22 protein-coding genes and 1 pseudogene are annotated in these 24,282 nt (G+C 50.1%); 16 read left to right on the top strand and 7 right to left on the bottom strand.

All coding sequences use genetic code 11. From position 1 onward, the window contains the following. Nucleotides 1–46: 46 nt before the first annotated feature. Entirely contained in the window at nt 47–1,735 is a 1,689-nt protein-coding gene (gene ettA / locus JIF53_RS12270; RefSeq protein ID WP_199452593.1) for an energy-dependent translational throttle protein EttA, read from the bottom strand. 148 nt (nt 1,736–1,883) lie between these two features. Here ettA and JIF53_RS12265 point away from each other — a divergent pair, with 148 nt between their 5' ends. From JIF53_RS12265 to JIF53_RS12225, 9 genes are all read left to right on the top strand, one after another. Continuing rightward, entirely contained in the window at nt 1,884–3,155 is a 1,272-nt protein-coding gene (locus JIF53_RS12265; RefSeq protein ID WP_199452592.1) for a tyrosine-type recombinase/integrase, read from the top strand. After that, a complete protein-coding gene (locus JIF53_RS12260; protein WP_199452591.1) occupies nt 3,152–4,738 on the top strand; it encodes a site-specific integrase in 1,587 nt (528 codons plus the stop codon). The genes JIF53_RS12265 and JIF53_RS12260 overlap by 4 nt, the downstream gene beginning before the upstream one ends. Next, complete coding sequence (locus JIF53_RS12255) at nt 4,735–6,939, top strand: hypothetical protein (protein ID WP_199452590.1); 2,205 nt, start codon at nt 4,735–4,737, stop codon at nt 6,937–6,939. The genes JIF53_RS12260 and JIF53_RS12255 overlap by 4 nt, the downstream gene beginning before the upstream one ends. A gap of 2 nt (nt 6,940–6,941) precedes the next feature. Next, nucleotides 6,942–7,340, top strand: a complete 399-nt coding sequence (locus tag JIF53_RS12250) for a hypothetical protein (RefSeq protein WP_199452589.1) — start codon at nt 6,942–6,944, stop codon at nt 7,338–7,340. A 19-nt stretch (nt 7,341–7,359) separates the two neighbouring features. Continuing rightward, on the top strand, nt 7,360–7,842 hold the full coding sequence (locus JIF53_RS12245) for a VPA1267 family protein (protein ID WP_199452588.1): 483 nt from the start codon (nt 7,360–7,362) through the stop codon (nt 7,840–7,842). A gap of 116 nt (nt 7,843–7,958) precedes the next feature. Continuing rightward, nucleotides 7,959–10,019, top strand: coding sequence for an AAA family ATPase (locus JIF53_RS12240; protein ID WP_199452587.1), 2,061 nt, complete (start codon nt 7,959–7,961; stop codon nt 10,017–10,019). Nucleotides 10,020–10,125: 106 nt separating this feature from the next. Further along, nucleotides 10,126–10,671 (top strand): DNA-binding protein, encoded by a 546-nt coding sequence (locus JIF53_RS12235; protein ID WP_199452586.1) that lies wholly within the window; start codon nt 10,126–10,128, stop codon nt 10,669–10,671. 221 nt (nt 10,672–10,892) lie between these two features. Further along, nucleotides 10,893–11,186 (top strand): hypothetical protein, encoded by a 294-nt coding sequence (locus JIF53_RS12230; protein WP_199452585.1) that lies wholly within the window; start codon nt 10,893–10,895, stop codon nt 11,184–11,186. Nucleotides 11,187–11,194: 8 nt separating this feature from the next. Beyond that, entirely contained in the window at nt 11,195–11,821 is a 627-nt protein-coding gene (locus tag JIF53_RS12225; protein ID WP_199452584.1) for a hypothetical protein, read from the top strand. Nucleotides 11,822–12,693: 872 nt separating this feature from the next. Here the strand turns inward: JIF53_RS12225 and JIF53_RS12220 are convergent. The 6 genes from JIF53_RS12220 to JIF53_RS12195 form a co-directional block, all read right to left on the bottom strand. Next, nucleotides 12,694–13,080, bottom strand: coding sequence for a YkvA family protein (locus JIF53_RS12220; RefSeq protein ID WP_199452583.1), 387 nt, complete (start codon nt 13,078–13,080; stop codon nt 12,694–12,696). Nucleotides 13,081–13,230: 150 nt separating this feature from the next. Further along, nucleotides 13,231–14,541, bottom strand: a complete 1,311-nt coding sequence (locus tag JIF53_RS12215) for a sensor histidine kinase (protein WP_199452582.1) — start codon at nt 14,539–14,541, stop codon at nt 13,231–13,233. Further along, on the bottom strand, nt 14,531–15,214 hold the full coding sequence (locus tag JIF53_RS12210; protein ID WP_199452581.1) for a response regulator transcription factor: 684 nt from the start codon (nt 15,212–15,214) through the stop codon (nt 14,531–14,533). The genes JIF53_RS12215 and JIF53_RS12210 overlap by 11 nt, the downstream gene beginning before the upstream one ends. 7 nt (nt 15,215–15,221) lie before the next feature. Beyond that, the gene (locus JIF53_RS12205; protein ID WP_199452580.1) at nt 15,222–16,718 is read right to left on the bottom strand and encodes an ArnT family glycosyltransferase; all 1,497 of its coding nucleotides are present in this window, start codon (nt 16,716–16,718) and stop codon (nt 15,222–15,224) included. After that, a complete protein-coding gene (locus JIF53_RS12200) occupies nt 16,702–17,730 on the bottom strand; it encodes a glycosyltransferase family 2 protein (protein WP_199452579.1) in 1,029 nt (342 codons plus the stop codon). The genes JIF53_RS12205 and JIF53_RS12200 overlap by 17 nt, the downstream gene beginning before the upstream one ends. Continuing rightward, complete coding sequence (locus tag JIF53_RS12195) at nt 17,714–18,103, bottom strand: GtrA family protein (RefSeq protein WP_199452578.1); 390 nt, start codon at nt 18,101–18,103, stop codon at nt 17,714–17,716. The genes JIF53_RS12200 and JIF53_RS12195 overlap by 17 nt, the downstream gene beginning before the upstream one ends. Nucleotides 18,104–18,933: 830 nt before the next feature. Here JIF53_RS12195 and JIF53_RS12190 point away from each other — a divergent pair. The 7 genes and pseudogenes from JIF53_RS12190 (at nt 18,934) to tnpB (ending at nt 24,226) form a co-directional block, all read left to right on the top strand. Beyond that, complete coding sequence (locus JIF53_RS12190) at nt 18,934–19,548, top strand: hypothetical protein (protein ID WP_199452577.1); 615 nt, start codon at nt 18,934–18,936, stop codon at nt 19,546–19,548. Nucleotides 19,549–19,625: 77 nt separating this feature from the next. Next, nucleotides 19,626–20,153 (top strand): hypothetical protein, encoded by a 528-nt coding sequence (locus tag JIF53_RS12185; protein ID WP_199452576.1) that lies wholly within the window; start codon nt 19,626–19,628, stop codon nt 20,151–20,153. A gap of 290 nt (nt 20,154–20,443) precedes the next feature. Further along, the gene (locus JIF53_RS12180) at nt 20,444–21,850 is read left to right on the top strand and encodes an SEL1-like repeat protein (protein ID WP_199452575.1); all 1,407 of its coding nucleotides are present in this window, start codon (nt 20,444–20,446) and stop codon (nt 21,848–21,850) included. A gap of 337 nt (nt 21,851–22,187) precedes the next feature. Further along, nucleotides 22,188–22,574 carry a hypothetical protein gene (locus JIF53_RS12175; protein ID WP_228285547.1) on the top strand — a complete coding sequence of 129 codons (387 nt, stop codon included), beginning with the start codon at nt 22,188–22,190 and terminating at the stop codon, nt 22,572–22,574. Beyond that, nucleotides 22,543–23,055: pseudogene (locus tag JIF53_RS12170) on the top strand (DDE-type integrase/transposase/recombinase); the annotation flags it as partial. The gene JIF53_RS12175 and the pseudogene JIF53_RS12170, both read left to right, overlap by 32 nt. A gap of 494 nt (nt 23,056–23,549) precedes the next feature. Beyond that, nucleotides 23,550–23,858, top strand: coding sequence for an IS66 family insertion sequence element accessory protein TnpA (gene tnpA / locus JIF53_RS12165; RefSeq protein WP_008169631.1), 309 nt, complete (start codon nt 23,550–23,552; stop codon nt 23,856–23,858). Then, nucleotides 23,858–24,226, top strand: a complete 369-nt coding sequence (gene tnpB, locus JIF53_RS12160; RefSeq protein WP_008169629.1) for an IS66 family insertion sequence element accessory protein TnpB — start codon at nt 23,858–23,860, stop codon at nt 24,224–24,226. The genes tnpA and tnpB overlap by 1 nt, the downstream gene beginning before the upstream one ends. The last annotated feature ends 56 nt before the right edge of the window (nt 24,227–24,282 follow it).

Below are 24,282 nucleotides of genomic sequence, written 5' to 3'. Positions count from 1 at the left end.
ATCGGGGAGGGCAAGGGGCCGACGCGAAGGCCGGCCCGGTCATCGGTTACGCCAGTTTCTTGTACTTCATGCGCTTGGGCTGCATGGCGGAGTCGCCTTTGCGCTTCTTGAAGTCGGCGTCGTAATCGGTGAAGTTGCCTTCGAAGTAGACTACTTCGCCGTCGTCTTCAAACGCCAGGATGTGGGTCGCTACCCGGTCCAGGAACCAGCGGTCGTGCGAAATCACCAGCGCGGAGCCCGGGAAGTTCAGCAGGGCTTCTTCCAGGGCGCGCAGCGTTTCCACGTCCAGGTCGTTGGTGGGTTCGTCCAGCAACAGAACGTTGCCACCCTGTTTCAGCAGCTTGGCCAGGTGCAGACGATTGCGCTCACCGCCGGACAGGTCGCCCACCCGTTTCTGCTGGTCGGTGCCCTTGAAGTTGAAGCGGCCCACGTAGGCCCGGGACGGGGTCTCGTAGTTACCGACCTTGATGATGTCCTGGCCGTCGGAAAGCTCTTCCCATACAGTCTTGCTGCCGTCGAGATCGCGCATCTGATCCACATAGGCCAGTTCCACGGTTTCACCAACGGTGATGGTGCCAGAGTCCGGCTTGTCCATGCCTGCGATCATCTTGAACAGCGTGGATTTGCCTGCGCCGTTACCACCGATGATGCCAACAATCGCACCCGGTGGAACGTGGAACGAGACATTTTCGTACAGCAGGCGGTCGCCAAAGGCCTTGCTGATGCCGTCCACCTCGATCACCTTGTCGCCAAGGCGAGGTCCGGGCGGGATATACAGTTCGTTGGTTTCGTTGCGCTTCTGGAATTCCTGGGAGCTCATCTCCTCGAAGCGGGCCAGGCGCGCCTTGCTCTTGGACTGGCGACCCTTGGCGTTGGTGCGTACCCATTCCAGCTCGTGCTTGATGGCTTTCTGGTGAGCGGCCTCCTGCTTGGCCTCCATCTCCAGGCGCTTCTCTTTGTTCTCCAGCCACTGACTGTAGTTGCCCTCGAACGGAATGCCGTGGCCACGGTCCAGTTCCAGGATCCAGCCGGCGACGTTGTCCAGGAAGTAACGGTCGTGAGTGATGGCGACAACGGTGCCGTCGTAATCGTGCAGGAAGCGCTCCAGCCAGGCCACGGATTCGGCATCCAGATGGTTGGTAGGCTCATCCAGCAGGAGCATGTCCGGGCCGGACAGCAGCAGGCGGCACAGGGCCACACGGCGGCGCTCGCCACCTGACAGCACTTTTACCTTCTGGTCCCAGGCCGGCAGTCGTAGGGCGTCTGCCGCCACTTCCATCTTCCGCTCTATGTCGTGGCCATCGGTAGCCTGGATAATGGCTTCCAGTTCGCCCTGTTTCTTGGCCAGCTCGTCAAAGTCCGCGTCTGGCTCGGCGTAGGCGGCATAAACCTTGTCGAGCTCCGCCAGAGCGTTGTGTACGTGCGCGACGGACTCGTCAACGATTTCCTTTACGGTCTTCTCTTCGTCCAATTCCGGCTCCTGCGGCAGGTAGCCCACATTGATGCCGGGCTGTGGCCGGGCCTCACCGATGTAATCCTGGTCGACACCCGCCATAATACGCAGCAGGGTGGATTTACCGGCGCCGTTCAGACCGAGCACGCCGATTTTGGCGCCCGGGAAGAAGCTCAGAGAGATGTCTTTCAGAATTTCCCGCTTGGGCGGTACCACCTTGCCCACGCGGTTCATGGTGTATACGTAAGAACCTGTTTTACCAGTTTTGTCATTTTTTGACATAGTCTGATTCGCCTCTAAGTCACTATCGATAGGGCTTCAAGTCAACTGATACCAATCAAAGCCGCAAAATAAAAAGTTAATAATTAGTTTACGAAGTTCCGTGTTCCCAACTATAATAAAAAAAAGTAACGTTTCACGGGAGAAGAATGTGGTGTATCAAGTTATCGAGCAAGTAGTGAATGCTGAGCGAAGAAAGCTGCTTGTGCAAGACCTCATTCCCGTCTATTACCCCAATCTCTATATCACCACCGATCTCTCTGGCAAGGCCCTGGATACCACCAAAAAACACCTTGAGCACCTGGCTTTGTTTGAGGAATTTCTGAAGTTTTCATCGATTGACCTGATTTCTCGCCTGGAACAGCGCCCAAAAGCTCAGTATCTGACGGATAGCGAGATCGCTCGTTTCGTGTCGGATGCGGGATTCAACAAAGAAACCTTAGCTAAGAAATATTCAGGTGTCAGCTTGCATCCGACAGCGTATGCAACTGTTGGCAGATCCTATGCCACCCAGCGTGTCGAAGCAGTGCGCGACTACCTGGACTTCCTGTACGACAAGCTGGGTGATCAATCGACCAAGAGGGAAGCAGTTGACGATTTAAGGAAGCGATTCAATCGCAAGATTAAGGCCGCTAGACCGGGATGGAAAAGCAAGCGAATTGACGAGATTAAAGGGCTGACTAATGAAGAGCGAGATCGGCTGTTGGAGGTAATGCACCCTGAAAGTTCCGAGAATCCGTTTGCGAATAAGGCTCTAAAGCTTCGGAACTACATCATTTTGCTGCTTGGTCTCGATTTGGGCTTACGTCGCTCCGAAATGCTTTTAATCAAGACAAGCGATATTCACTGGCACAGCCGTCAACTTGCAGTCGTCAATCTTGAGGATGAAAGCCTAGATCCGCGCACAGTAGCTCCCCAGTTCAAAACCAGCGAGCGCATGCTGGTAATGACCGATGACCTCTATGAAGCGATTAGTGAGTATGACGCGAAATATCGATCCAGAAAGCTCGGGAACGGTTCATCTGAGGCTAGAAAGCACCCCTTTTTACTTGTATCCCATAGGAAAAACGAGGGCCATGCTTTGAGTCTAAACGGGGCAGATGGCGTTTTGTCCCGAGTCGGAGAATCAGAGCCTAAACTGGCTCATATCAGCCTCCATGTTCTGAGGCATGATGCAGTATTTTCGATGCTTGAAAGCATGCGTGAGGAACTTGAATTGCTCTCGCCAGAGGACCGCACCACTCAAACTCAAAAAACCCTAACGTACATGTTTGGTTGGAGTGAAGAATCGGATATGCCTGGTCTCTATGGGGCCAAGTTTTGGCATGAGGAGGCCGATAAAGCGATACAAAAACGCTCAGAGAGATTAAAGAAGGCCCGTTTGAAAGCAGGGCCTACAAGACGAAAAGGAGATGCAAAGTGAGTATTGCAGTCGAAGCGCTCGAAGCGCCAACGGAAGATACCCTCGATGCCTGGCTGGACACTCCTCGCTTTGCAAAATGTGGGAAGGTTTTCACGCCGAACGATCCAACATGGCGTCCCGATCAGTCTCATCAAAACGCCGTCAACTGGAAAGCCGCCATTGCCTGTGTCACACCTGATTGGCAGCGCTGGTTGCACGCAGCCTTGGCATACCGCATGGCAGATGTGGCGCAGGGAACTGTTGATGTTGCTGCAAGCGTTATGTCGAGAGCTGCGCAATCAGGTTTTGATCCGCTCAATGAGGATTGCCTCATCGATCTTCGAGAGCGCTTTAACAATGGAGAGTTTTCGGCTCTTTCTGCTTTTATAGAATTTTGGCACGAATGCGAATCTATTGAAAATAGACCCTCGCGTGCCCTGGTGGATGCCTATAAATCGCTGCCAAGGAAAAAAGATACCAAGAAAGACGTCGTTCTTAACTTGGACCCTGAAGAAGGACCTTTTACACAAACGGAGCAGGACTCACTGTACCAATGGATACATGAGAAGTTTTGTGACGGTCAGTTAGATGCCGAGAAGTACCTTTATTTGCGTCTACAAATGATTTACGGGCAGCGCGGCGTGCAGGTGAGAATGTTCGTCTTTGATGATTTTATGAAGACCGATCAGGGTTGCAAAATAAGGATCTTTTGGGCGAAACAACAAGGCGACGATGCGGGCTGGAGAGAAAAGTCAGAGATTTTCAATTTAGACGATGACCTCTACAACGTCGTACAAGGCTTTAAGGCGATAACTCTCGCCAGACTTTGGCGAGAGTATCCACAGCGTGCCGACTGGGATAAGGCAATCAAGCATGTGCCGCTATTTCGACGCAAATTAGAAGATAGAGGTAGACGCAACGACCTCCCGGTTTTAATTGACCTCCCCAGCCAGAAAGCATTGGAGGTCGCGCCTCAGGAGGAATTCCACGTTTTGAGGAAAACGGCAGCGAATTGGTTTGAGCGCCTCGAACGTGCCGATGGGTTTCCGATTTCTCATCGCACGCATCAGCCCCTGATAATCACACGAGGGCATCGCTTCAGGCATACGTTAGGCACAGACCTCTCAAATGCGGGGCTGGATGAGTGGGGGATGGCACATGCTCTCCTGCAAAAAGACACTCGGTCCGTTCGAAAGTACCGATCAGTTTCCGCTGAGTTAATGAATTTGATTGACGAGAAGATGAGTGATCACCTCGCGCTTGTTGTGAACGCATTTACAGGAACCATTGTGTCGGATCGTGCCTCAGCAAAGAATGGAGATCGAGCAGATCGACAGATTGAAGATTTGGCGGTTTGTGGTGCCGATGCGGTGTGCCAACTGGATGCGCCTTTCACATGTTACGGATGCGGTAAATTTCAGCCACTGGTGGACGCGGATCATAGTGCCGCCCTTGAGCGACTGGAGCGTCGTCGAGCGCAAACCATCGCCACTGACAAGACTACTGGCGTTCTCTGGGACCGTGCCATATTGGCCTGCCGTAAGGTTATTCTTGATTGTGAGGCTTTGCGTCAATCATCGCAGCCAGAAGGAGTTGACGCATGAGCAAAGTAGTAGATTTCAAGCCGAAGAGTCAGGTAGACGCTGAGGCTAATTTGCACGATTTCATTCAGTGGGCGAAGGAGACAATACCAAAGGGCGTTCCAGATCGGTTTTACGACAGTATTAAGTGGGAAGACGAGAGCTGGCATGCTCATGGCGCGGAAGGCTGTGCCTTCAAGGCTTTGGGATCGACCATGAACATGCGGCCTCTAATCATGGACTTCGCCAAGGCCTTGTTGGTGTATCGCCGTATTTATCAGATGAAAAAGAGCCTATCGAGCTGGCTTCGCCCACTAAAAGCCCTTGAGGTCGCACTGGTCGAAATTAACGGTGACGCGGATGTGACAAGAGTTTCAGCGGCTGTGTGTAACCGAGCCTGTGAACACATGGAAATGCACTGGACGAAGGGGCGGAGCGCATACGGATATAGCAAGTGCCTCGGGCAAATAATCACGCTGATGAGAGAGAAGAAGCTGCTCAAGACTGATTTTCGATGGACTTCTCCTCTTCATCAGAAGTCTAGCGGCACGCTCAAGCAGCAAAAAGCAGATCGTGAAAAGAAGCTTCCCAGCCCTGAATCGATTAAAGCTTTAGGGGAGATTTTTAATAACGATTTGACTAGCCCACTAGATATTGTTGTGACGTCAGCATGCGCACTTTTGCTTTGTACTCCGAGTCGAATCGGCGAGTTGGCTGATATTGAATATGATTGCGTGGTGTATAAAGAGGATAATCATGGCAATCGGCGCATGTTTTTGCGCTGGTATTCTGAAAAGATTCAAGAGACAACTCTCAAGCCCGTCATCAAACCTGAAATGGAATCGGTCGCCAAGCGTGCCATTGCATTACTGAAACCGATCACTGATGAAGCTCGGTCATATGCCGCATGGCTGGAAGATCATCCCGATGAGTTTCCTCCTCATGAAGGGCTGCCGGATAAGGGGCTTGATGATCCGCTTAACTACGAGGAAGCCTGCCGCGCATTTAAACTAGCCGTTCATGGGTCTCCACGGACCCTTTTCAAAAAAGGCGTTTTGGACACCTTTAAGGGGCCTCGGCGGGCGGTTAAGCTCAGTCAAGCCGCGAAAGCGATATTGGACGAGATAAGTGAGGGGTGGGGCAAAAGGAAAAAGCGAATCCCCGTGGAGGACAGATTAGGAATGGAGGCTTATGAGTTCGACGACCGGTTTGTGCTAACTCTGCGCAAACTCAATATCCTGATGCGGGAGAAATACCTGCCTAAGCATTTTCCATACACTACGGCCTATGAAGAGGGCAAGGCGCGGGTGAAGTACCGTGACGCGCTGTTCACTTGCCGCACAGGACCAACTTTGCAGGATGAAACAAAGAACTCTTTCGCAGCACTAAAAGACTTTGGAGTAGAGATCGCGCCCAGTGGGGGGCGTCTCTCGCGCCAATTAGCAGGTGCAAAGAATGACAAAAATGTCAGCATATTTGAGCGCTATGGCTATTCAGGTCTGACGGTTAATACACATGCTTTTCGTCATGAGTTAAACACTCGGATGCATCAAGCAGGCCTGTCACAGCTCCTGATCGATGCGTTCTCCGGGCGTGCCACGATGGGCTCTGTCTACAATCATCAGACTGTCGAAGAGCGCACCCAGGCAGTTGCCGCCTACCACCCCAAAACAAAGCATGGGAATTCCGCTCAACGGCTGGAAAAAGTCAAAACCAATCAGCCATTGAGTCTCAGTGATGTGAGAGATCTGTATGAGGGTGATCAGGACCGAATCATCCACCAGACCCACGTCGGAATCTGTGTACACAACTTTGCATCCGAACCCTGCCCAAAGATGGGGGCCTGTTTGAGCTGCGGGAGACTTGGGTGTGTTAAAGGTGATGACGTAAAGCTCAACAATCTAAAAGAAGAGCGTGATGACCTAAAGCGCCGATACGAGAAAGCGCTTGATGCCCAATCTCGCGACGAAGTTGGAGCTTCCGAGTGGGTGGAAAAAGTGGGTGTTAATCTCTTTAAATGTGAGGCCCTGATTAAGACCTTAGAGAACCCTGAACTCGAAAACGGCGATATCGTATGGAACGCCGACAACGGCTGGACACTGACAAAAAACGCGGCAGCGATGGTAGGGCTCATCGATGCCAAGGTCATCGAAGATAAGAATGATCAAGAGGCTTTGCCGTCCCTGGATGAGGTGTCAGCAATGCTCGATGAGATCGAGGTATAGAAATGGGGCATTTAACCGACAAGGATGAAAAACGCATTATCAGATTGATTGAGGAATGGTCTGAGCCAAAGTTGACCTGGCCACTGCTAGTGAAAGCATGCGAGGAAAAGCTAGGCATTGTTCGTGTTCGGCAGTCTCTGATGAAGTTACCCGCTGTCGATATGGCGATGAAGAATCGCAAGGCTGCATTGAAAGCTCCTACGCTGAAGCCTGGTTGGGTTAGCGATATTCACGAGGCGAACGAGCGCATCGAGAAGTTGACCAACGACAATCAAAAGCTTATGAGCGCTCTGCGGGATATGCATGCGCGATTTGTGATCTGGCAGGCTAATGCTGATATGCATGGATTAACAGAATCAATGCTTAATCAGCCGTTGTCTAATCGTCGGAATAGACGTTGATTGAGAACCAGGAGGCGTGATGGCGAGCCCACAAGAGCAGGGACTAATCTATCTTGAAAAATTTCGCGAGTGGGTCAACTCCACGTCCGATGACGAATTCCGCCAGATCGTATACGCCCCTAAAGGCATCCTGAACAGACAGCACATAAAAAAGCTAGCAGGCATTTCAGACCAGGCGATCAAAAAAAACGAGAATATTAAAGCCGAGTTGCGAGACTTGGAGAATGAGCTTCGTAAACCTGAGAGAGGCGTGCTACCTCCATTGACTGAAGCAGGAGAGGAGTCTCTCTCAAAACCAAAGCTTTATGATGCCTCTGCACATGGGAGTGGCGTGGATCATCGTCGGTTGGGAAAGCTTGAGGCCGAGAATCAGGATCTCAGGGTGCAGGTCGAAAGACTACGTCGAGAGAATGAGGAACTGAAGGCGAAGATGGTATCGAGCCAAGAGACGTTGGATGCGGTAACTGATGGCTTGATGGTGTTTCTCAAATGTCCGAGTTAACGCAAGCGTCTCAGTTGTTTCGAGTTACGCAGGTGCCTTTCCGGCGCTCGAAATCCACTGTGATCCGAGGTGTGCCCGTTCGAGAGGACCAGACTCTTGCATCCGCAACTTACAATGTGAATATCGTCACCAGTCGGGAATACTTACCTGTCGATCCCACTCCTGGCCAGATATGGCGTGTCGAGGGTTTCAGGCGTGCTTATGTCCAAGATCACGGAAAGGTCAGAACTCAAGAACATCAGTACCGGGAGCCTGATACTTTAGAGTTTTGCTTGCCGGATACTGGAGAAGCTTTCATCCAATTTATCAGCTATGACAAGGCATTTAAGGGCATAGGTGCTGGTAAGGCACGGCAGCTATGGGCCATGTTCGGTGAAGACATACACCGGATGCTGACCTCTGGCACCCCAAATGACTTTGATGCTCTCTCCGAGCTACTGTCCACACAGTCTATTCGTGCGTTGCATGCCGGTTACGAAAAGTACGCGAATCTTCGCCATACCGTCTGGATGTCAAAAGCTAGAATACCGCACGGAGTCCAAAAGCGAATTCTCAAGCACCACGGACTTGGAACTGTTGAGGCGATCAAGGCTGACCCATATAAGCTGCTGCATTTCGGTTTGGACTTCAAAGACGTAGACAGCATCTTGAACAATCGTTTTGGACACGCCTGGGAACAGGAAAAATATCCCAAAGAACGCATCCAGGCCGGGATGATCCAGGCCCTCAAGGATAAAATGCGTGACGGTAGTACGTGGGTCAAAGCGAGTCAGCTAAAGACAAGAGCTTCTGATTATCTTAAAGCTCCCTCCCACTTAGAAGAGGGTATTGAGTGGCTGAAAAGCTCACCGGATACTGCCCTCTATCACGAAGATGGACGCTTTCACGCCACCGCCACTGCCATCCAGGAGTTGGCTGTAGCGAAGCGCATAACGCACCTGATTAATTTCAGAGAGCCACTCACCGAGTTTGAGGAAGAGATTGTAAATGGTGTCATTGGCGAGCTGCCCTATGAGCTGACCAGCCAGCAAGAGCTTGCCATTTTTACGAGTCTAACCGAGGGCGTTAGTGCGATCACCGGAGGTGCCGGAACTGGCAAAACGACAGTACTTGCGACCTTCCTGAGGGCCGCTGATCGTCTCGGATACAGCATTCACGCTGTTGCCCTATCGGGTCGTGCTGCAATGCGTCTGCATGAGTCGGTCGGCTACCAAACGATGACCATTGCACGGTTCCTGCGAGAAGACCCGGTGACCGATGAAAAAGCTATGCTGGTCATCGATGAAGCTTCTATGACCGATCTTCCGACAATGTTTCGCATCATCAACCACATCTATCCTAGCTGTAAGGTGGTGTTAACGGGAGACCCTAGCCAGTTGCCACCGATTGGTATCGGAAAGATTTTGCACGACCTAGTGCTCTCTGAACACGTGCCAAATACGATGCTAAATATCGTCAAGCGCCAAGAGGGATGCACCGGAATACCTGAATATTCAAAGGCTATTAACTCTGGAGAGGTTCCGACGTCACTCAGTTCAGGCAACATCTACTTCCATGAGGTTTTAGACCCACAACTGGCTAAAGAAAAAGCTGTCGAACTCTACGTCCAGCAGCCTCGCGACTCCCGCGTAATCGCGCCAACAAACAATCTTGTAAAAGAGATCAATGAAGAGATTCAGGAAAAGATTAACGGTGACTCACCATTGCTCAACTTCAATCTGGATGCCGAAGACTTCTATCTGCGGTTGAAGCTGAATGATCAGATCTTGTTCACTGAGAATCACCCCAGTTTTGGGGTGCAGAATGGGTCTCTTGGCGAGCTAATCAGCATTGAGCAAGTGGATGATGTTATTGGAACTGTGATGCTGGATACAGGTGAAAGGGTTGATCTGCAAGGAAGCTTAATTGATGCCCTTAGCTTGGGGTACGCCATGACACTCCATAAAGCTCAGGGAAGCCAATTCCCGCGAGTCGTCGTCTTGGTGCATGACATTCACTTATTGGATCGAAGCTGGATTTACACAGCGATCACAAGAGCAGTTTCCGAGGTCCACATAGTCGGTGATCCCAGCGTTTTTGAGCGAGTGGTGAAAGCGCCACCAAAGGCGTTTCGCCGCAAGACCATGCTGACGAACCTAATAAACTATCTGCAAACTGATCAGGGTGAATGTTCATAGGTTCAGTGTTGCGAGATTTGGTAGTTGCCAATCCTGATAAATCCATCTATTTATATTGCTAACTTACTTACTTTATCACTTACTTATTACTGGAGACCGGTGCGATATGAGGAAGCCCAAGCACAGCGAAGAGGAGATCATTGCGACTGGAAAGCGGCTTCAGGACGAAGGTAAGGAAGTAACTCCAAATGCGATCAGAAACATATTAGGTAGCGGTAAAGCATCACGAATCGCCGACATTTGGAATGCCTTCCTCAATGAAAAGGAAGCTGCAAACCCAAAGGAATCATTGCTCAAGAAGACTCCCGACCCTGACAAGGATAGGTTTGCCATGGACGTATCTTGGCCTATTCAGGACGCTGCAACGAGTGTAGAAAGAGTTTTTGAAAAGTTGTTAGCCGATGTGTCGGAAAAGGCGGAACGTCGATTAGAGAATCTGTTGGACCGTGAGGAGGCACGGCATAGAAACGCAGAGGCTGAACTTCAGGGACAGCTCAGATCGACCGAGCGGATGTTCGAGCTGAAAGAAGAAGAACGATACGACCTGAGCCAGAGACTGACGGCAGCGCAACAAAAGATCAAAGACCTTGAGGCGAGCATCGAATCAATGAAGAAACAGATCGATGAACATAAAGAAATAAAGACACCCTAACTTACTTTCGACCTTACATACCTACTTACGAACTTACTTTATCTCCACTCCGCATCTCCAAGCAAGCAGCCCCTGGCGAGTTCGCACCGGCCTCCGGTGCGGACCATTACAGTCTTTTGAACACGGTTTGGGCTGGCAACAGCGCTTATAGCGGCGATCCTCTAATCGACGTTACGTGGGTATGCTATCTTCAGCACAGGGAGTGAAAAAGGAGGAGCACCATGGATACTGTGAGCAGGGAAAGGCGCGTTGAAGTAGTGTCTCGGATCATCGATGCGTGGGGGCTAGACTCATCACAGAAAGCGAAGATCTTAGACGACAAAGATAGGGTTCTCGGGGTGCTTTCGATTTATGAATCTCTACAGTGCATCTATTCAGAAAGCCTTGAGCGTGCGTTGCAGTGGCCACTTAGGCCAAATCGAGAGTTCGGCAATACTCCTCCTATTGATGCGATTGTGGATGGCGACATCGAGAAAGTGAAAAAGTACCTGCGCTATCATTGTTACAACGGTTAGTTTGACTCATGGACGACAAACCAAATAACGAAATTCGTGAATATCTCAACCGGAAACCGCAGGGTGAGCCGCTGACTATCGAAGAGATTCACGAGCTGAAGAAAATCGAGGCTGAGCGAGTCAACAGTATCTTGGCGAGGGGTGTGAGACCAGAAGAGAAGTCTACGGTCTGGGAGCAGCTCTGGTCAGAAGGGAGCTGGTTACCCCCTCATCGTCGCCGACCGCTTGTCTATGTGACCGGGCTCACTGCTCTCAATATTCCCAACGAAGTTGGCGAGGCTCCAGGCTGGCACAGTCATCAGCTGGCTAATCGTCAGCGCTGGACGTGGTCAGATATTCAGATCGAATCTACAGCCCGTTTGTTGGGGCGTGAAGGGGTATATGATGCCACCGATATATTGCGGCGCTATGCTCCTGAAACGCCAGAAGGAACGCTTGCGGCAAACTGGAGTAGAGCGGTTTTTGACCTGCTACACCACTTCTCCAAAATCGGAGAGCCTGTCCCAAATGTTCAGTACAAAGACATTGATCACGCTATCAATTCGGAACAGGTAAAAAAATGGATTGCATCTGTAGATCTGTCTGACGAGCTAAAAAGATCGATGTATCGCTGGTTTAGAGAAGAAGAGTTTTAATGCTATGCCCTGAAGGAGCGCCTAGTTTTGTCAGATTTCGTTTTCGAGTTTTTTGATATGAGAGAGGTCCTGACCATCACCGCAGTGTTTTTGATCATCAAAATCGTGATGGATATACGGAACCGACAGGAAGCACGTCGTGAAATCAACATGTCAGCTCTTTGCTCTCGATTTGAGCCAGGCCTCTTTCAACGTGTTTAGCAGCCAGCCAATTACTGTGCCCGCTAACAGAATGAGTGCTTTTTCCATGCCTAAGCCCATTGGTTATGCCTTTGCGTTCCTCTCGAATTGAATAGCTAAAACTAATTGCTTATACGCAAGAAGAATCGATTTTACGGATAGTCCCAAACCTGTAGAAGCAGAAGTGTAGGTCACGGGGTCAAGGGGTTGGTGCGGCCCGCAGCGCAGCGAGGACTCGGCCCCTTGACCCCGATGCCTCAAGTATCCTTTACGTAGGGGGTGTAGTCTTCGGCTACACCCCCATACCTAGCGTCTTTTTTCTTCTTTCGGAATAGAGCTTAGTCTGGTGGAGCGCTTGGCTTGCCGAGCCGAGAGAAATCAATTTCTATCTGTCTCTTATAGGCCCACCGCTCCCTGACCGTGCTGGCCTGCTGCCTCCACCGGACGGTTCGATCTGTCCGCTGCATAAACAAAAGCGAACATTCGAGAGCTACCCAATTTCTCCCATTTCTTTCCTCTGCGCCTATCTGAAATCCACACCTTCGAGTACCCAGAAACTTGCGATCGACCCGGTTGCGACCGGTAGCTTGGTTTGTAAAACGTCTGCCGATGAAGTGGGGGTGTAGTGACAAAAAACCAAGAACACCGAATTTTCTGCGGTTTCATTTACAAGGCGCTGCACACCTTACACATTATGAGTGACCCGCCGAGGCATTCCATACCAAAAAGCCAAAACCCGAGGCACATGAAAGCCATATGACAATAACGGCTGCGGCCGCAGCGAGACTAACTGGTTTGGCTATGACTTCAGAGGCTTTCGAACGACTCGCTTCTATCACATTCTTTGGCGTCAGCTTGATGACGAGCATGATTCCCAGTGGAAGGAGGATGATGTCATCAAGGTAGCCGATGATCGGTATAAAGTCGGGGATGAGATCAATAGGACTCATGGCGTAGGCGGCGATAGCCAGTGCAAGCAGGCGCACGAATAGGGGAGTATTTGGGTCTCGTGCCACAAAATATACGATTAACGCATCATTTGTGACACGCGAGGCAGCAGCTTTCAGTTTTTCGATCAACTTCTGGGGCCTCGCGGGAATAATCTAGCTACAAATATAAGTTCAATTTGCGTGTCTGCTTGATCAGTAAATCCATCTGAATAAGCAACTTAACTGAAGCTTTGTCCGATTGCTCACTGTACACGGTGAGTACCTTCATCGGTCTCTTCATTAAGTACCAGCATTTCCAATCACAATTCGAAAGGAGGTTCCTTCATTGTTTGACCGGATGAGTTCCAGAGTCCACCCGAGACGTTCTGCCACCAATCGAACGATCAATAATCCAAACGTTGAATTCTTGAAGTTGCCTTTTTGATTATCACCCAAAGAACGTATGTCAGGTTTGAATAATTGTTCCCTATTTTCGAGGGGCAATCCCGAGCCAAAATCGCGCACGACGATTTCTCCTTTCCTAATGGTTATTTCAACGCCCGAGCGTGTGTGGCGAAGCGCATTCTGAATCAGGTTACGTAAGAGCAGCCGGACTAATGACGGATCAGCAAAGATGGCCTCGCTGTCTTCGTCCTCAAGCTTGACACGGCCTCGATAAGCGGGAGTGCTTTGCTCCAGATCAACGATCAGCTCTCTTGCAAGCCGGTACAATGAGAATAGTTGATTCGATTCTTCTCGATCTTCACTGCGAGCAAGTGCAAGAAGAACTTCCATGTCATCCTTCATTGCGTGGGTTGTGGTGCGGATTCGGTCGATCGTCTTCTGATTGGCTCCGGAAAGATCCCCTCTTTGTTCGAGAACTTCGACAGCACCGGAAATGACCGCCAAGGGCGTACGAAGCTCATGGCTGGCGAGTTTCACGAAGGAGCGCTCCCTCTCAATGTGGCTCTCAAGTTCAGAGAGAAACAGATTAAATGACTCCGCAATGTGGGCAAACTCCGAGTCGTCGTAGTCGCTGTGACATCGCTGCATGTTCTTGGAGGGCTCGATACTCTGAATTTCATGAGTAAGCCGTTTCAAGGGCCGAACGATGTAATTTGCCGAGGCTCTGGAAATGAAAAACGCTGCGAGAAACATAACGCTAGTGATGCCAAGCAGAATCCATTGAATAAGCCCCTGCCTGCTTTCTAGGATTGTAGTGTCCTGTGCCAGGTAGAGCTGGCCGGCGGGCTTCTCTACTTTTCTAGCAATGACTTGTTTGGTAACACCGTTCTCCTCGAACTCATCGGCGTAGGGCAAAGAAAGCCCCTGGAAGTAGTAAGGAAGTCCGGATTCTGATTCGCCAGCTGGCAGAAATAACACTTCCAGCCTGGGTGTTTCCAACGGACGAAAGGTTCCTGCCGCGAGCTGCTCTTCGAAAAACGCCGCATCCGCTCGCAATTCCAAGTTCAGTATGGTGTCATCCGCATCGTCTATGAAGAAATCGACGGCAAACATGGCAATCGCGGTCGTCGCCGAAATGAGGATAAAAATCGTCCTAGCAAGACGGCTGGCCACTGACTTCTTGGATGAACTGCTTTCATTCGGCATTGGGTGGTTCCAGCCTGTATCCCCGACCGTGAACGGTCTTCACCATCCCGTGCCCCAGTTTGTCTTTGAGAGATTTTCGGAGAGTGTAAATATGCGTTCTCAAACTTTTACCTTCAAAATCATCATCCGTCCCCCAAAGGGCATCGCATAAAGACTGATGGCTTAAAAAGTTTGGATACTCCCGGATGAGCAGCTCAAACAGTCTCGCAGGAGTTCCTGAAAGCTCTGCTTTCAATCCATGGAATTCGGCTTCCAGTGTCCCGGGGTTGAACAAAATATCGCCCGCTTTCAACACTGGCTTAAGGGGAGCATGTCTTCGGTGAAGCGCCTCTATTCTTAATTTTAGTTCTCTCAGTTCAAAGGGTTTAACCAGATAGTCGTCTGCTCCGGCATCAAAACCTTTTTCTTTATCATTAATGTCACTAAGGGCAGTCATCATTATGATAGGGGTGGGACAGTGAAGATCCTTTCGGATTTTTCTGGCAATCTCGAATCCATTGACGCCGGGGAGCATCAGATCAAGTATGACGATGTCATACGTTTGGGTTGCCAACAGGTGTAAAGCTGTTAAACCGTCGGCTGCATAATCTAACGAGAAACGATCCTCCCCCAGATATTCAAAGATATTCTCCGCCAGGTCGACTTGATCTTCCACGATCAATAATTTCAACATATCGTAGTTAACCACTTTTCGAATTTAGTTCGGGACTAACGATGCCATTCTGGCTCTTGGTTGGCTGAAGATCGATAGAGAATAGCTGATACCTTTTGTTCTCCCCTAACTTCTGAGCGTCGGCGGATTGCCGATTGAGAAATTCATTCACTTCATAATTTGGTATCGCTGCAAAGACCCTGTCGTAACCATCAGTTTCCAGCAGGCTGTTGAACTCTGTTGAGGTAACTTCCACTGCGTCGCCCAACGAATAAAAGCGTGCCGAAAACGGCATCTCACCGATGTAAAAAATTGGACTGTCTCCCTGTCGCTGGATGCTCTCATAACGGCTGATCAATTGCTTCTCGGTTTTTAATGGCTTTACGCCACTAACACCGATGAAAACAAAAAGGGTGATGAGAACGGGCGCAAGCCAAACAGCCCCCGACCTGATCCTGGACCAAGGACGTAGATCGAGCTGCGACACCCATCCAGCAATCAGAATTGCCGAAAAGGGAAGAGAAGGCAGGACGTACGTCCAAAGCGTGTTGCCTGCCAGGGTGAAAAATAGCATTGGCGTTATCGCACAAAACACCAGATACAGTGTTGAGGCATCACGAACAGCATCAGTGAAGATACCCTTTGTTGTGCCTCTCGCTGCCGCAAATCCAAAGCCAACCAAGCAAATGATCCCCCACGGAAATGAAGCCCAAAGCCAGAATATCCATATCATGCCTTTAGGCCGGTTGTGGGCACTACCGTATAAATCGCCGGCCCATCCTGGATCCAGAAACCGGCTAAAGTGCTCGCCAATAATGAAGTAGTTGAGGAACCCCGGCGTTTTCAGTTCAGCGAGCACGTACCATGGCAACGCAATCAAAAGTGTAAGAAGTGAACCAAGGAGCCATGGTAGTTTTTTCAACGGCTGTAACCGCTGCCTGAAAATAGCAGCCCAGAGCACCAGGGGGGTAACCGTCAATACAACAGCCAGCGGTCCCTTTGACAACAAACCGATAGCCAGGCCCACGAAGAACCACCAGCGCCAGTACTCAGAGCGCCCTGAAAGCACAAACCACACGCTCACCAGTGACAGGGTCGTTCCCAAAACCAGGAATGTATCAGTCATTACTGCGCCGGCACTTATATAGGTAAGTGCCATGGTAGAAAGCACCAGAGTAGACCATCGCGCGACCACAGCACCCCGCGCATGTTTTGCAAGGCACCACGTCAGCCAGATGATTCCAATCGTGGCGAACCATGCCGGTAACCGGAGGGAAAATTCAGACAGTCCAAATAGCTTTAGAGAAGCAGCCTGAGCCCAGAATGACAGGGGTGGCTTTCCCCAGAATGGAATTCCGGGTTCGAACCAGGGAGTTATCCAGTCCCCGGTTTCAGCCATTAAACGAGCAATCTCCGCATATCGGGGCTCTGTCGTATCCACAAAGGGAAACAGTGCCATCCCGATAAAGCGACTCAACAATATGGCGGCCAGTACCCAGAACCAGGGCTCAAATCGCTTTAGCATTCTTGAAGCCTCTAAAGTTACTGATTTGGTCTCGGCTCGAAGCCTCCCGGTTCTCGACCACTTCTTCGGTCAGATACAGTGGTCGCTGTTTCGATTCGATGTAGGTTTTGCCCACATACTCACCGACGATGCCAACGCTCACCAGCTGTATGCCGCCCAGAAAACTGATGAGGGCGATTAAAGATGGATAACCGTCAGTCGGATCTCCGAGCATTATCGCCTTCGCTACGATCCATAAACCGAACAATCCACCGACAGACGCGGCCAGCAAGCCAACAAGCGTTGCCCATCTGAGCGGTGACACTGAAAAGGAGGTCAACCCTTCAAGAGCCAAGCCAACCAGGCCCGGATAATCCCACTTGCTTTCTCCAGCCGCTCTCAATGCCCGGTCGTATTCGATGATCGTCGTTGGCATACCGACCCAGGCGAAGAGCCCCTTCATGTAGCGGTTTCGCTCCCCTAACCTTAGAAGAGCATCGACCGCCCGCCTGCTCATCAATCGGAAATCACCCGTATCGACTGGTATTTCAGTACGACTGGTCCTATTAAGCAAACGATAGAAAAGGTGTGCACTCCAACGCTTGAAAAAACTCTCCCCTACGCGCGATCGACGTTGCATCAGGACGACATCAAAGCCTGACTTCCAGCTCCTGACCATCTCGGGGATATACTCAGGTGGGTCCTGAAGGTCTGCATCCAGAACGATCACCGCCTCCCCCCGGGCATGCTCCAGGCCAGCCGTCAAGGCGGCTTCTTTGCCAAAATTGCGGCTTAACTTAACCAGGCGGATGCTCGACCTCTTTTCAATAACCGTTTTCACAAATTCGGCACTGCCATCTTCGCTGCCATCATCCACAACCACAATTTCCGAACGTATATCCAGGCTCGCAAGGATTGGCAATACATGCTCAAAGAATATGGGGAGCATCGACCGTTCATTGAAAACCGGAACTACCAGAGAAAGTAGGTCTGACTCATTCGGTACGTGCGAAGTCTTAAGAGGTTTGTTCATGGAACACCAGCCTTTGGTAGACAACATAGTTAAATGCAGCGACAGCTACAGTGGTTAGGAGCTGTGCAGGAACAACTGGGAATTCAAGTAGTTGATGCAAAATGAAAAAAATTAGAACGTTCAGGAGAGATGCGAGTGAACAGGAGAAAATGTATCGCCAGACCGCTTGGATGTGTGGTCGCGCATTTGGAAAAGCGAGGGCCCGCTGCAATCCGTAATTGGTAACAGCACCAACGACACTTCCAGAAAAGGTGGCCCCTACTGGTTCCATTCCAAGGAAAATCAAGCCGGACATGGCCGCCCAATGGAATAGCGTTGCCATTCCTCCAGCAGCAATAAATCCACTTATTCGTTTAAAGGAAACCTTGTTCATTCTGGCCGTCGCACCTATGCAACTGAGGCTTTTGGAGATTTCCGCATAGGGTATTGGGTGGGCAGTCAAAACTTGTTGAAGGTTTTGTCAAGAAAATGTCAAAGGCCACTCCTGGGACTCGTAAAGACGCAAGTGGAGACAGATACATCGCTGGGGCAATAGGGAAATGTCAGCGTTCTACAAGCCAGTCCAACACACACGGCATCTCGGCTACTCAGACCTGAGTCTGGATGGTGCTACATGAATCTGGGGGGCAATTCATCGATTCTAGGAAATAATCTTTGGTTGGAATTGGACTGAGGAATTGCGGAACGGTGACTGTAGAGTTATTCGAGATAAGGTGACCAGTCGCATGCGAGGAGACGCACTATATTCTGAGCTAGGGGGGAGGGCGGCTTTGATTTTCGAGTGATTCCTTGCCAAATGACTGGGGTTCTGCGCTCCGCCTGAATGTTCGCTTTGCGACCAGGCCGATCTCCCCAATCTCCTAAACAGAAGCGGACATTCAAAAATGATCGAATTGACCATAGAGCGGACCCCAAAACAGTGCTTTCGCGCAACCGGAAAAATGCTCGCGGTGACCATGATCTGTAAAGAATTTGTAAAACGAGGTTTTTGTTTTAAATCAGCAGGTTGGCGAAGCCTTTGAAAATGAGATAGTGGTCGCTCCTCTCATTTTCCCTCGAAATGTAGATCAGAAAGAGTCCGGAACTCATTGACCTTAAGGGATTTTCTGACAAGCTTTGAGGATGTTTTAAGTTGAGATGTGGGTCATTGGGGAGATGGTCGTGGGTACCACTATCCAAATGTTATATGTTTAGGAGGTACACGTGAATAGGGAGATCCTGAATGTTGCAGTTGAAGAAGGAGTAGACAGAGAGGCTGTAGATCAACTGAGGTCAGGAATTTCCTTGTTCGGTGATGAAGCGGAAATTCACGAGATCCCAAAGAGCGGTCCCCAGGCCTCGATGCTCTTGTATGGGTTTACGTCGATCGCGCTTGTGTTCGGTGTAGCTTTTGTAAAAAAACTTGGTGATAAAGCGGCGGAAGACTGTTACCGATACCTTAAACGTGCACTGCTGGGCGTGTATGAAAAGTATTTTGGGGAAAATCCCAAACATCGCGTCCAGGTGATCTCAACATCCGAAAATAAATCACCTGATACCAAGTACTCCCTAGTATTGGCCCTTTACTGTGTTGGGCAGAGCAATGAGAGGGTTAAGTTCTTGTATGAAACTGGCTGGGATAAAGGTCAGTTTGATGAGGCTACCCAAGTTTATATAGAAGCCATGGTTGAATTCGTGAATGACGGTGTCGGTTCCAGTTCCGTTTCCAAGCTATTTTCTTCTAAAAGCAGTCGAATGCAGCCGTATTTAGTGGCGTGGGACTCAGAAGAAAAGACCTTGGTTTCTGTAAACCCGATTCCTAGCGATGCCAATATATAACAATACGCGTCACGCGGATGTCCTTTATGCCGCTTCGCGTTATGAAGGATGGCCGGAAGGTCTGGAAATGAGAAATTATGACTTGGGATAGTTTTCTTTCGCTCATTACAAATTACATTCTACCCTTCATGGGATTGCCGCTTCTCGGCGTGGTGGTTGGGGCTTGGTTAACAAACTCATTTTTCCCATTTCGATTAAAACGTAGAGAATGGCGCTGGGAAAAGGAACTGTGGGCGAAAGAGCTATTCTTTGAAACCGTCTCTCGCGTACGTTTTATTGCTGACCATTATTTGAAAGGTGAGTATGAGGAAAAATTTTCGATGTCTGGACTTGGCCTTCACGAAGCTGACGAAGAGATCATGCGGTTAATTAAAGAGCTTCATTCCGTTGGCCATAAATTGAAGCTCTATTTGAGTAGATCAGACTCCAAACTTTTTGAGGAATATCTGAGAGATAGCCAAACAGAGTATGATGCTGCTAAGGAAAGCTGGGGAATGTGGTATCAAGATGATGAGATCTCTCCAATGCAACACACGGAAAATACAATCGCCGGGCAGGGGCAAGTGGCTGCAAAAGTTTTGGAGAGGTTCAAACTATCCTCATAACCAGTTCAGGCAAAGCGACGCTGGGCTTCCCCCACTTCAGTGGGCGCGCATGCTGAAAGCGTAGACCAACACCCAACCGACGCGACATCTCCCGCTAATGACAACAAAAGAATTAGCAGGGCGATACGGTAGGCCTAACCCCAACACGGTTGACATTGGTGTTAGTGATAGCTCTGATAAGGAACAGATCACCTACTCCGCGGGCCCACTCGGTCATCAACAATGCTCCATTATCAGGCTCAACAGTTGACTGCCGGACTAAGCACGATGCACATAGGAGAAGATTCAGCATGGGAACAAGCGCCGAACACCTGTCAATAATCAAAAGCGTAACAAGATTTGGATGGACGCTCACCTTGGTCGCGGTATGCTTTTCACTACCCGTACAAGACGCCCGTTCTGAAGAGACAGCTGTTAGGGGCGTGAAGGCCAGTGAGAGAGCGGAAGATGCCCTCACACCGGCTGAGCAATTTGATCTCGGGGTAAGCTATGACAAAGGCAGGGGCGTCCCCAAAGATGAAAAAAAAGCAGCATATTGGTATACAAAATCAGCCGAACAAGGCTATTTGGATGCCCAGTACAACCTCGCAGGCATGTATTTCTTAGGGAGAGGCATTGCTCAAGATCAGGCACAGGCTGGTTTTTGGTATCGAAAAGCCGCCGAACAGGGTGATAGCGAGGCCCAATATAATTTGGCGGTAATGTATGAGAATGGCACAGGTCTCCCACAAAACTATAAAGAAGCAGTCCGATGGTATGAAAAATCGGCCAACCAAGGCTTTGTGAACGCCCAGTACAACCTTGCAGAACTCTATTATTCGGGCACAGGGGTAAAGCAAGATTACAAGGAAGCTGCACGCTGGTACGAAAAAGCGGCGGAACAAGGCGATCTTTCGTCACAGTTCAATCTCGCACTCCTTTATTATGATGGCTTAGGAGTCGATCAGGACTATTCTCAAGCTATCTACTGGTTAGAAAAAGCGGCAGTAAATGGAGATCATCAAGCCCAATATAATTTGGCACAACTGTATGACGGCGAGAATAACAAAAGCGGTGAAATCGATCATCTGAAGAGTGCCTATTGGTACAAGCAAGCCGCAGAGGGTGGAGTTGCTCAAGCGCAACACAACCTCGGCATCTATTTTGTGAACGGTGAAGGCGTAAACCAAGATTACAAACAAGCAGTGTATTGGTTCAAGAAAGCCGCCGAGCAAGGTTATGCTGAGGCACAGACAAACCTTGGCGCAATGTACGCGAGTGGTTGGGGCGTCCCAAAGGATATTGATCAAGCAAAATATTGGTTTGGAAAAGCAGCAGCGCAAGGTGAGGCGGTAGCTAAACGCAACCTGAAAGCCATTCAGGGTAACGAGAGTCACAGAACCGCAACGACGTCGCAAATTTGTAAAGCCGGAATTGCTACAGTTATGGGAAAAGCGCCGAACATTATCAGCATAACCGGTTCAAGAAATAACATAGTCTTTCTGTATTATATTCGCGGCTCTGATGGCACCCGCTGGGAATTCAAATGCAAGGTGAACAGTGATGAGATTATTTGGGCAACCGCAAATGGGCCTTGGAGAACGCGATCAGGCGATTCTGATGTTGAATTTTCAATGACCGGGGATCGCTTAACCATCACTGAAAAGTTCTCGGATGGTTCAGGAAGATCGCGAAACTTCAACGTGAGCCAGCTTTAACAAATAACACCCGATTTCATGATGAGGCTGGCTTGATCGTCCTGTTGGTTTGAAACAAAACGGTTTTGCATGGACACGAAAGTTCTTTTGGGATACGCGGAACGCGCTGTTTGTCAGCAATTACACCAACGTCGTAAATCTTAAAGGAAACCTCGTAGCCGCTACGCTGACGGGTTTCACCCCTTTTCTGCGTACACTCCTAAAACGAGGCGGAATTTCTGGTAGCGAGAGCGTTGGCCTATCGACCTGAATGTTCGCTTTGCGACCAGGTTGGCCAGCAGGGAACAATTTTCTGAACCATACTTAAAGGCCCTTACCCTCCGAAGAGGGCCACGCCATGACATTTGCCATCAGCAAGGCTCCCTGGAACAAGGGAAAGCTCGTTGGCCAGAAGTTACCGCTCAAACTCGAACAAATATGGGCGATCCGCATTCGGTTGGAGATTGCAAAGAACATCCGCGAGCTGGCGATTGATTGCAAACTCCGGTCCTGCGATATGGCGAAGCTCTTGGTTCGAGATGTTTCCATAAACGGTGAGGTTCTGGATCGGGCGCAAGTCATCCAGCAGAAAACAAGTCAGCCTGTTCAGTTTGAGATAACCAAAAAGACGCGCGAATCGGTCGAGGCATGGATTGAGTCTCGCCAACTTTCGGGTATGGATTATCTGTGGCCGAGCCGGATTAGAAAGTTTGACCGACCTTCGCTGGTGCTCGGATGGTTTTGAGATTCGCTGCTGGAACAAGGAGGTCGTTCGGGTGGCCTTCAGCCTGGACTGCTGTGATCGCGAGCTGATGCGCTATGTAGCGACCACTGTTGGCATCACCGCTGAGATGGTTCAGGACCTTCTTCTGGAAAGTCTGGAATATCGCTTCGGCCAGTCAGAGAGAGTGCCGCAGCCGCTGGAATGGCTGACAGATTATGGCAGCTGTTACATTGCCAATGAAACGCGGGCCTTCGCGTCCTCTCTGGGCTTTGTGGTGTGTACCACACCCGTGAGAAGCCCTCAGAGTAACGGCATGGCGGAGGCCTTCGTGAAGATGTTCAAGCAGGACTATGTGTACCTGTACGATATTCCTGATGCCGCATGCCGTCACGGTGATGGCCTGGTTGCCGGAATGGATGAGGACTATAACCGCAGCCACCCGCACAAGAGGCTGAAAATGAAATCGCCCTGGGAGTACCGGGCTGAACTGGCATCAAATTGATTAGGTGGTGTCCGGTTTAGCGGGGGCAACTACAGCCATCAAGACAAGTGTCTTATCTTCTATGTTTTGGCTTTGTCACAAAATGTAATTGTGCGATGTAGAAGGGGCTCCGGTTGTTGTGGCTGTTCGTTTTTGATAGAAGTGACTCAATTCGTATCCCTGTAGGAGGCTCATGATGAGCTTGGCAAGGAAGTCGCTAGTTTCATGTTTTTTATTGATCATACTTACTGGGTGTTCAAAGAGCCTTGAAGGTGAGGATCTTAAGAAAGCGACCGTTCTGTATGATACAAATGTGATGTGCTCGATTCTAGTAAAGTATCGGGTTGGACAGGTTTCTCTCTTGGCGCTGAATGGCGATAAGCACGACCAGTTGGCTGAGAAATTGAGGTCGATTGGTGCGGACCATAGGAAGTAAGCGCCAATAAATCCGCACCTGTGGCTGGCAACTGAATTTCGCCACACTGATTCCTGCTTTCAAATGAAGGAGGAATCCGATGACCACCCCTGATTTACATCAGTTCTGGCAACAGACGCTATCGGACTGGCAGGCCTCGGGCCTGTCCGGTGCCGCCTACTGCAAACAAGAGTCCCTTGTTTACCACCGGTTTGTCTACTGGCGGCAGAAGCTGACTGGCCGCGAGGAGCCCAGCAAGCCGGTTCAAACTCGATCCGGATTCGCCCGCGTGGCACCGGTTGCGAATGCCGGAGCCGGTCTGACCGTGTCACTGCCCGGCGGCGTATCAATCACCGGCCTGCACGCTGGCAACATTGAGTTGCTGGGCGCGGTGCTGAGGCAGATGTGATGCGTCACCGCTATCTGCGTCCCTCCTGGGATCTGCCGGAGATCTATCTGTACCGAAAGCCGATCGACTTCCGCAAGCAGGCCAACGGCCTAGCCCTGCTGGTGGAACAGGAACTGGGGCACAGCCCGTTCTCTGGAGCGCTTTATGCCTTCACCAACCGGCAGCGGAACAAGATCAAATGCCTGATGTGGGAAGACAACGGCTTTGTGCTCTATTACAAAGCTCTGGCTGAAGAAAAGTTCAAATGGCCAGGACCCGCGGATGACTTGATGTCGCTGACCGGTGAGCAGATCAACTGGCTGCTGGACGGCTACGACATCACGCTGTTGAGAGGCCATAAAACCCTGCATTATGAGAGCGTTGGATAGTGCTTTTAGTAGCACTTTTTTGGTGTGCCAGGACGTTGTTTTTGCTATAATTTCGC

The organism is Marinobacter sp. bablab_jr008, from assembly GCF_016464145.1.
Lineage (GTDB): Bacteria > Pseudomonadota > Gammaproteobacteria > Pseudomonadales > Oleiphilaceae > Marinobacter > Marinobacter nauticus.
Note: the sequence above shows the minus strand (reverse complement) of the source record. Positions and strands in the feature narration are given on the sequence as shown.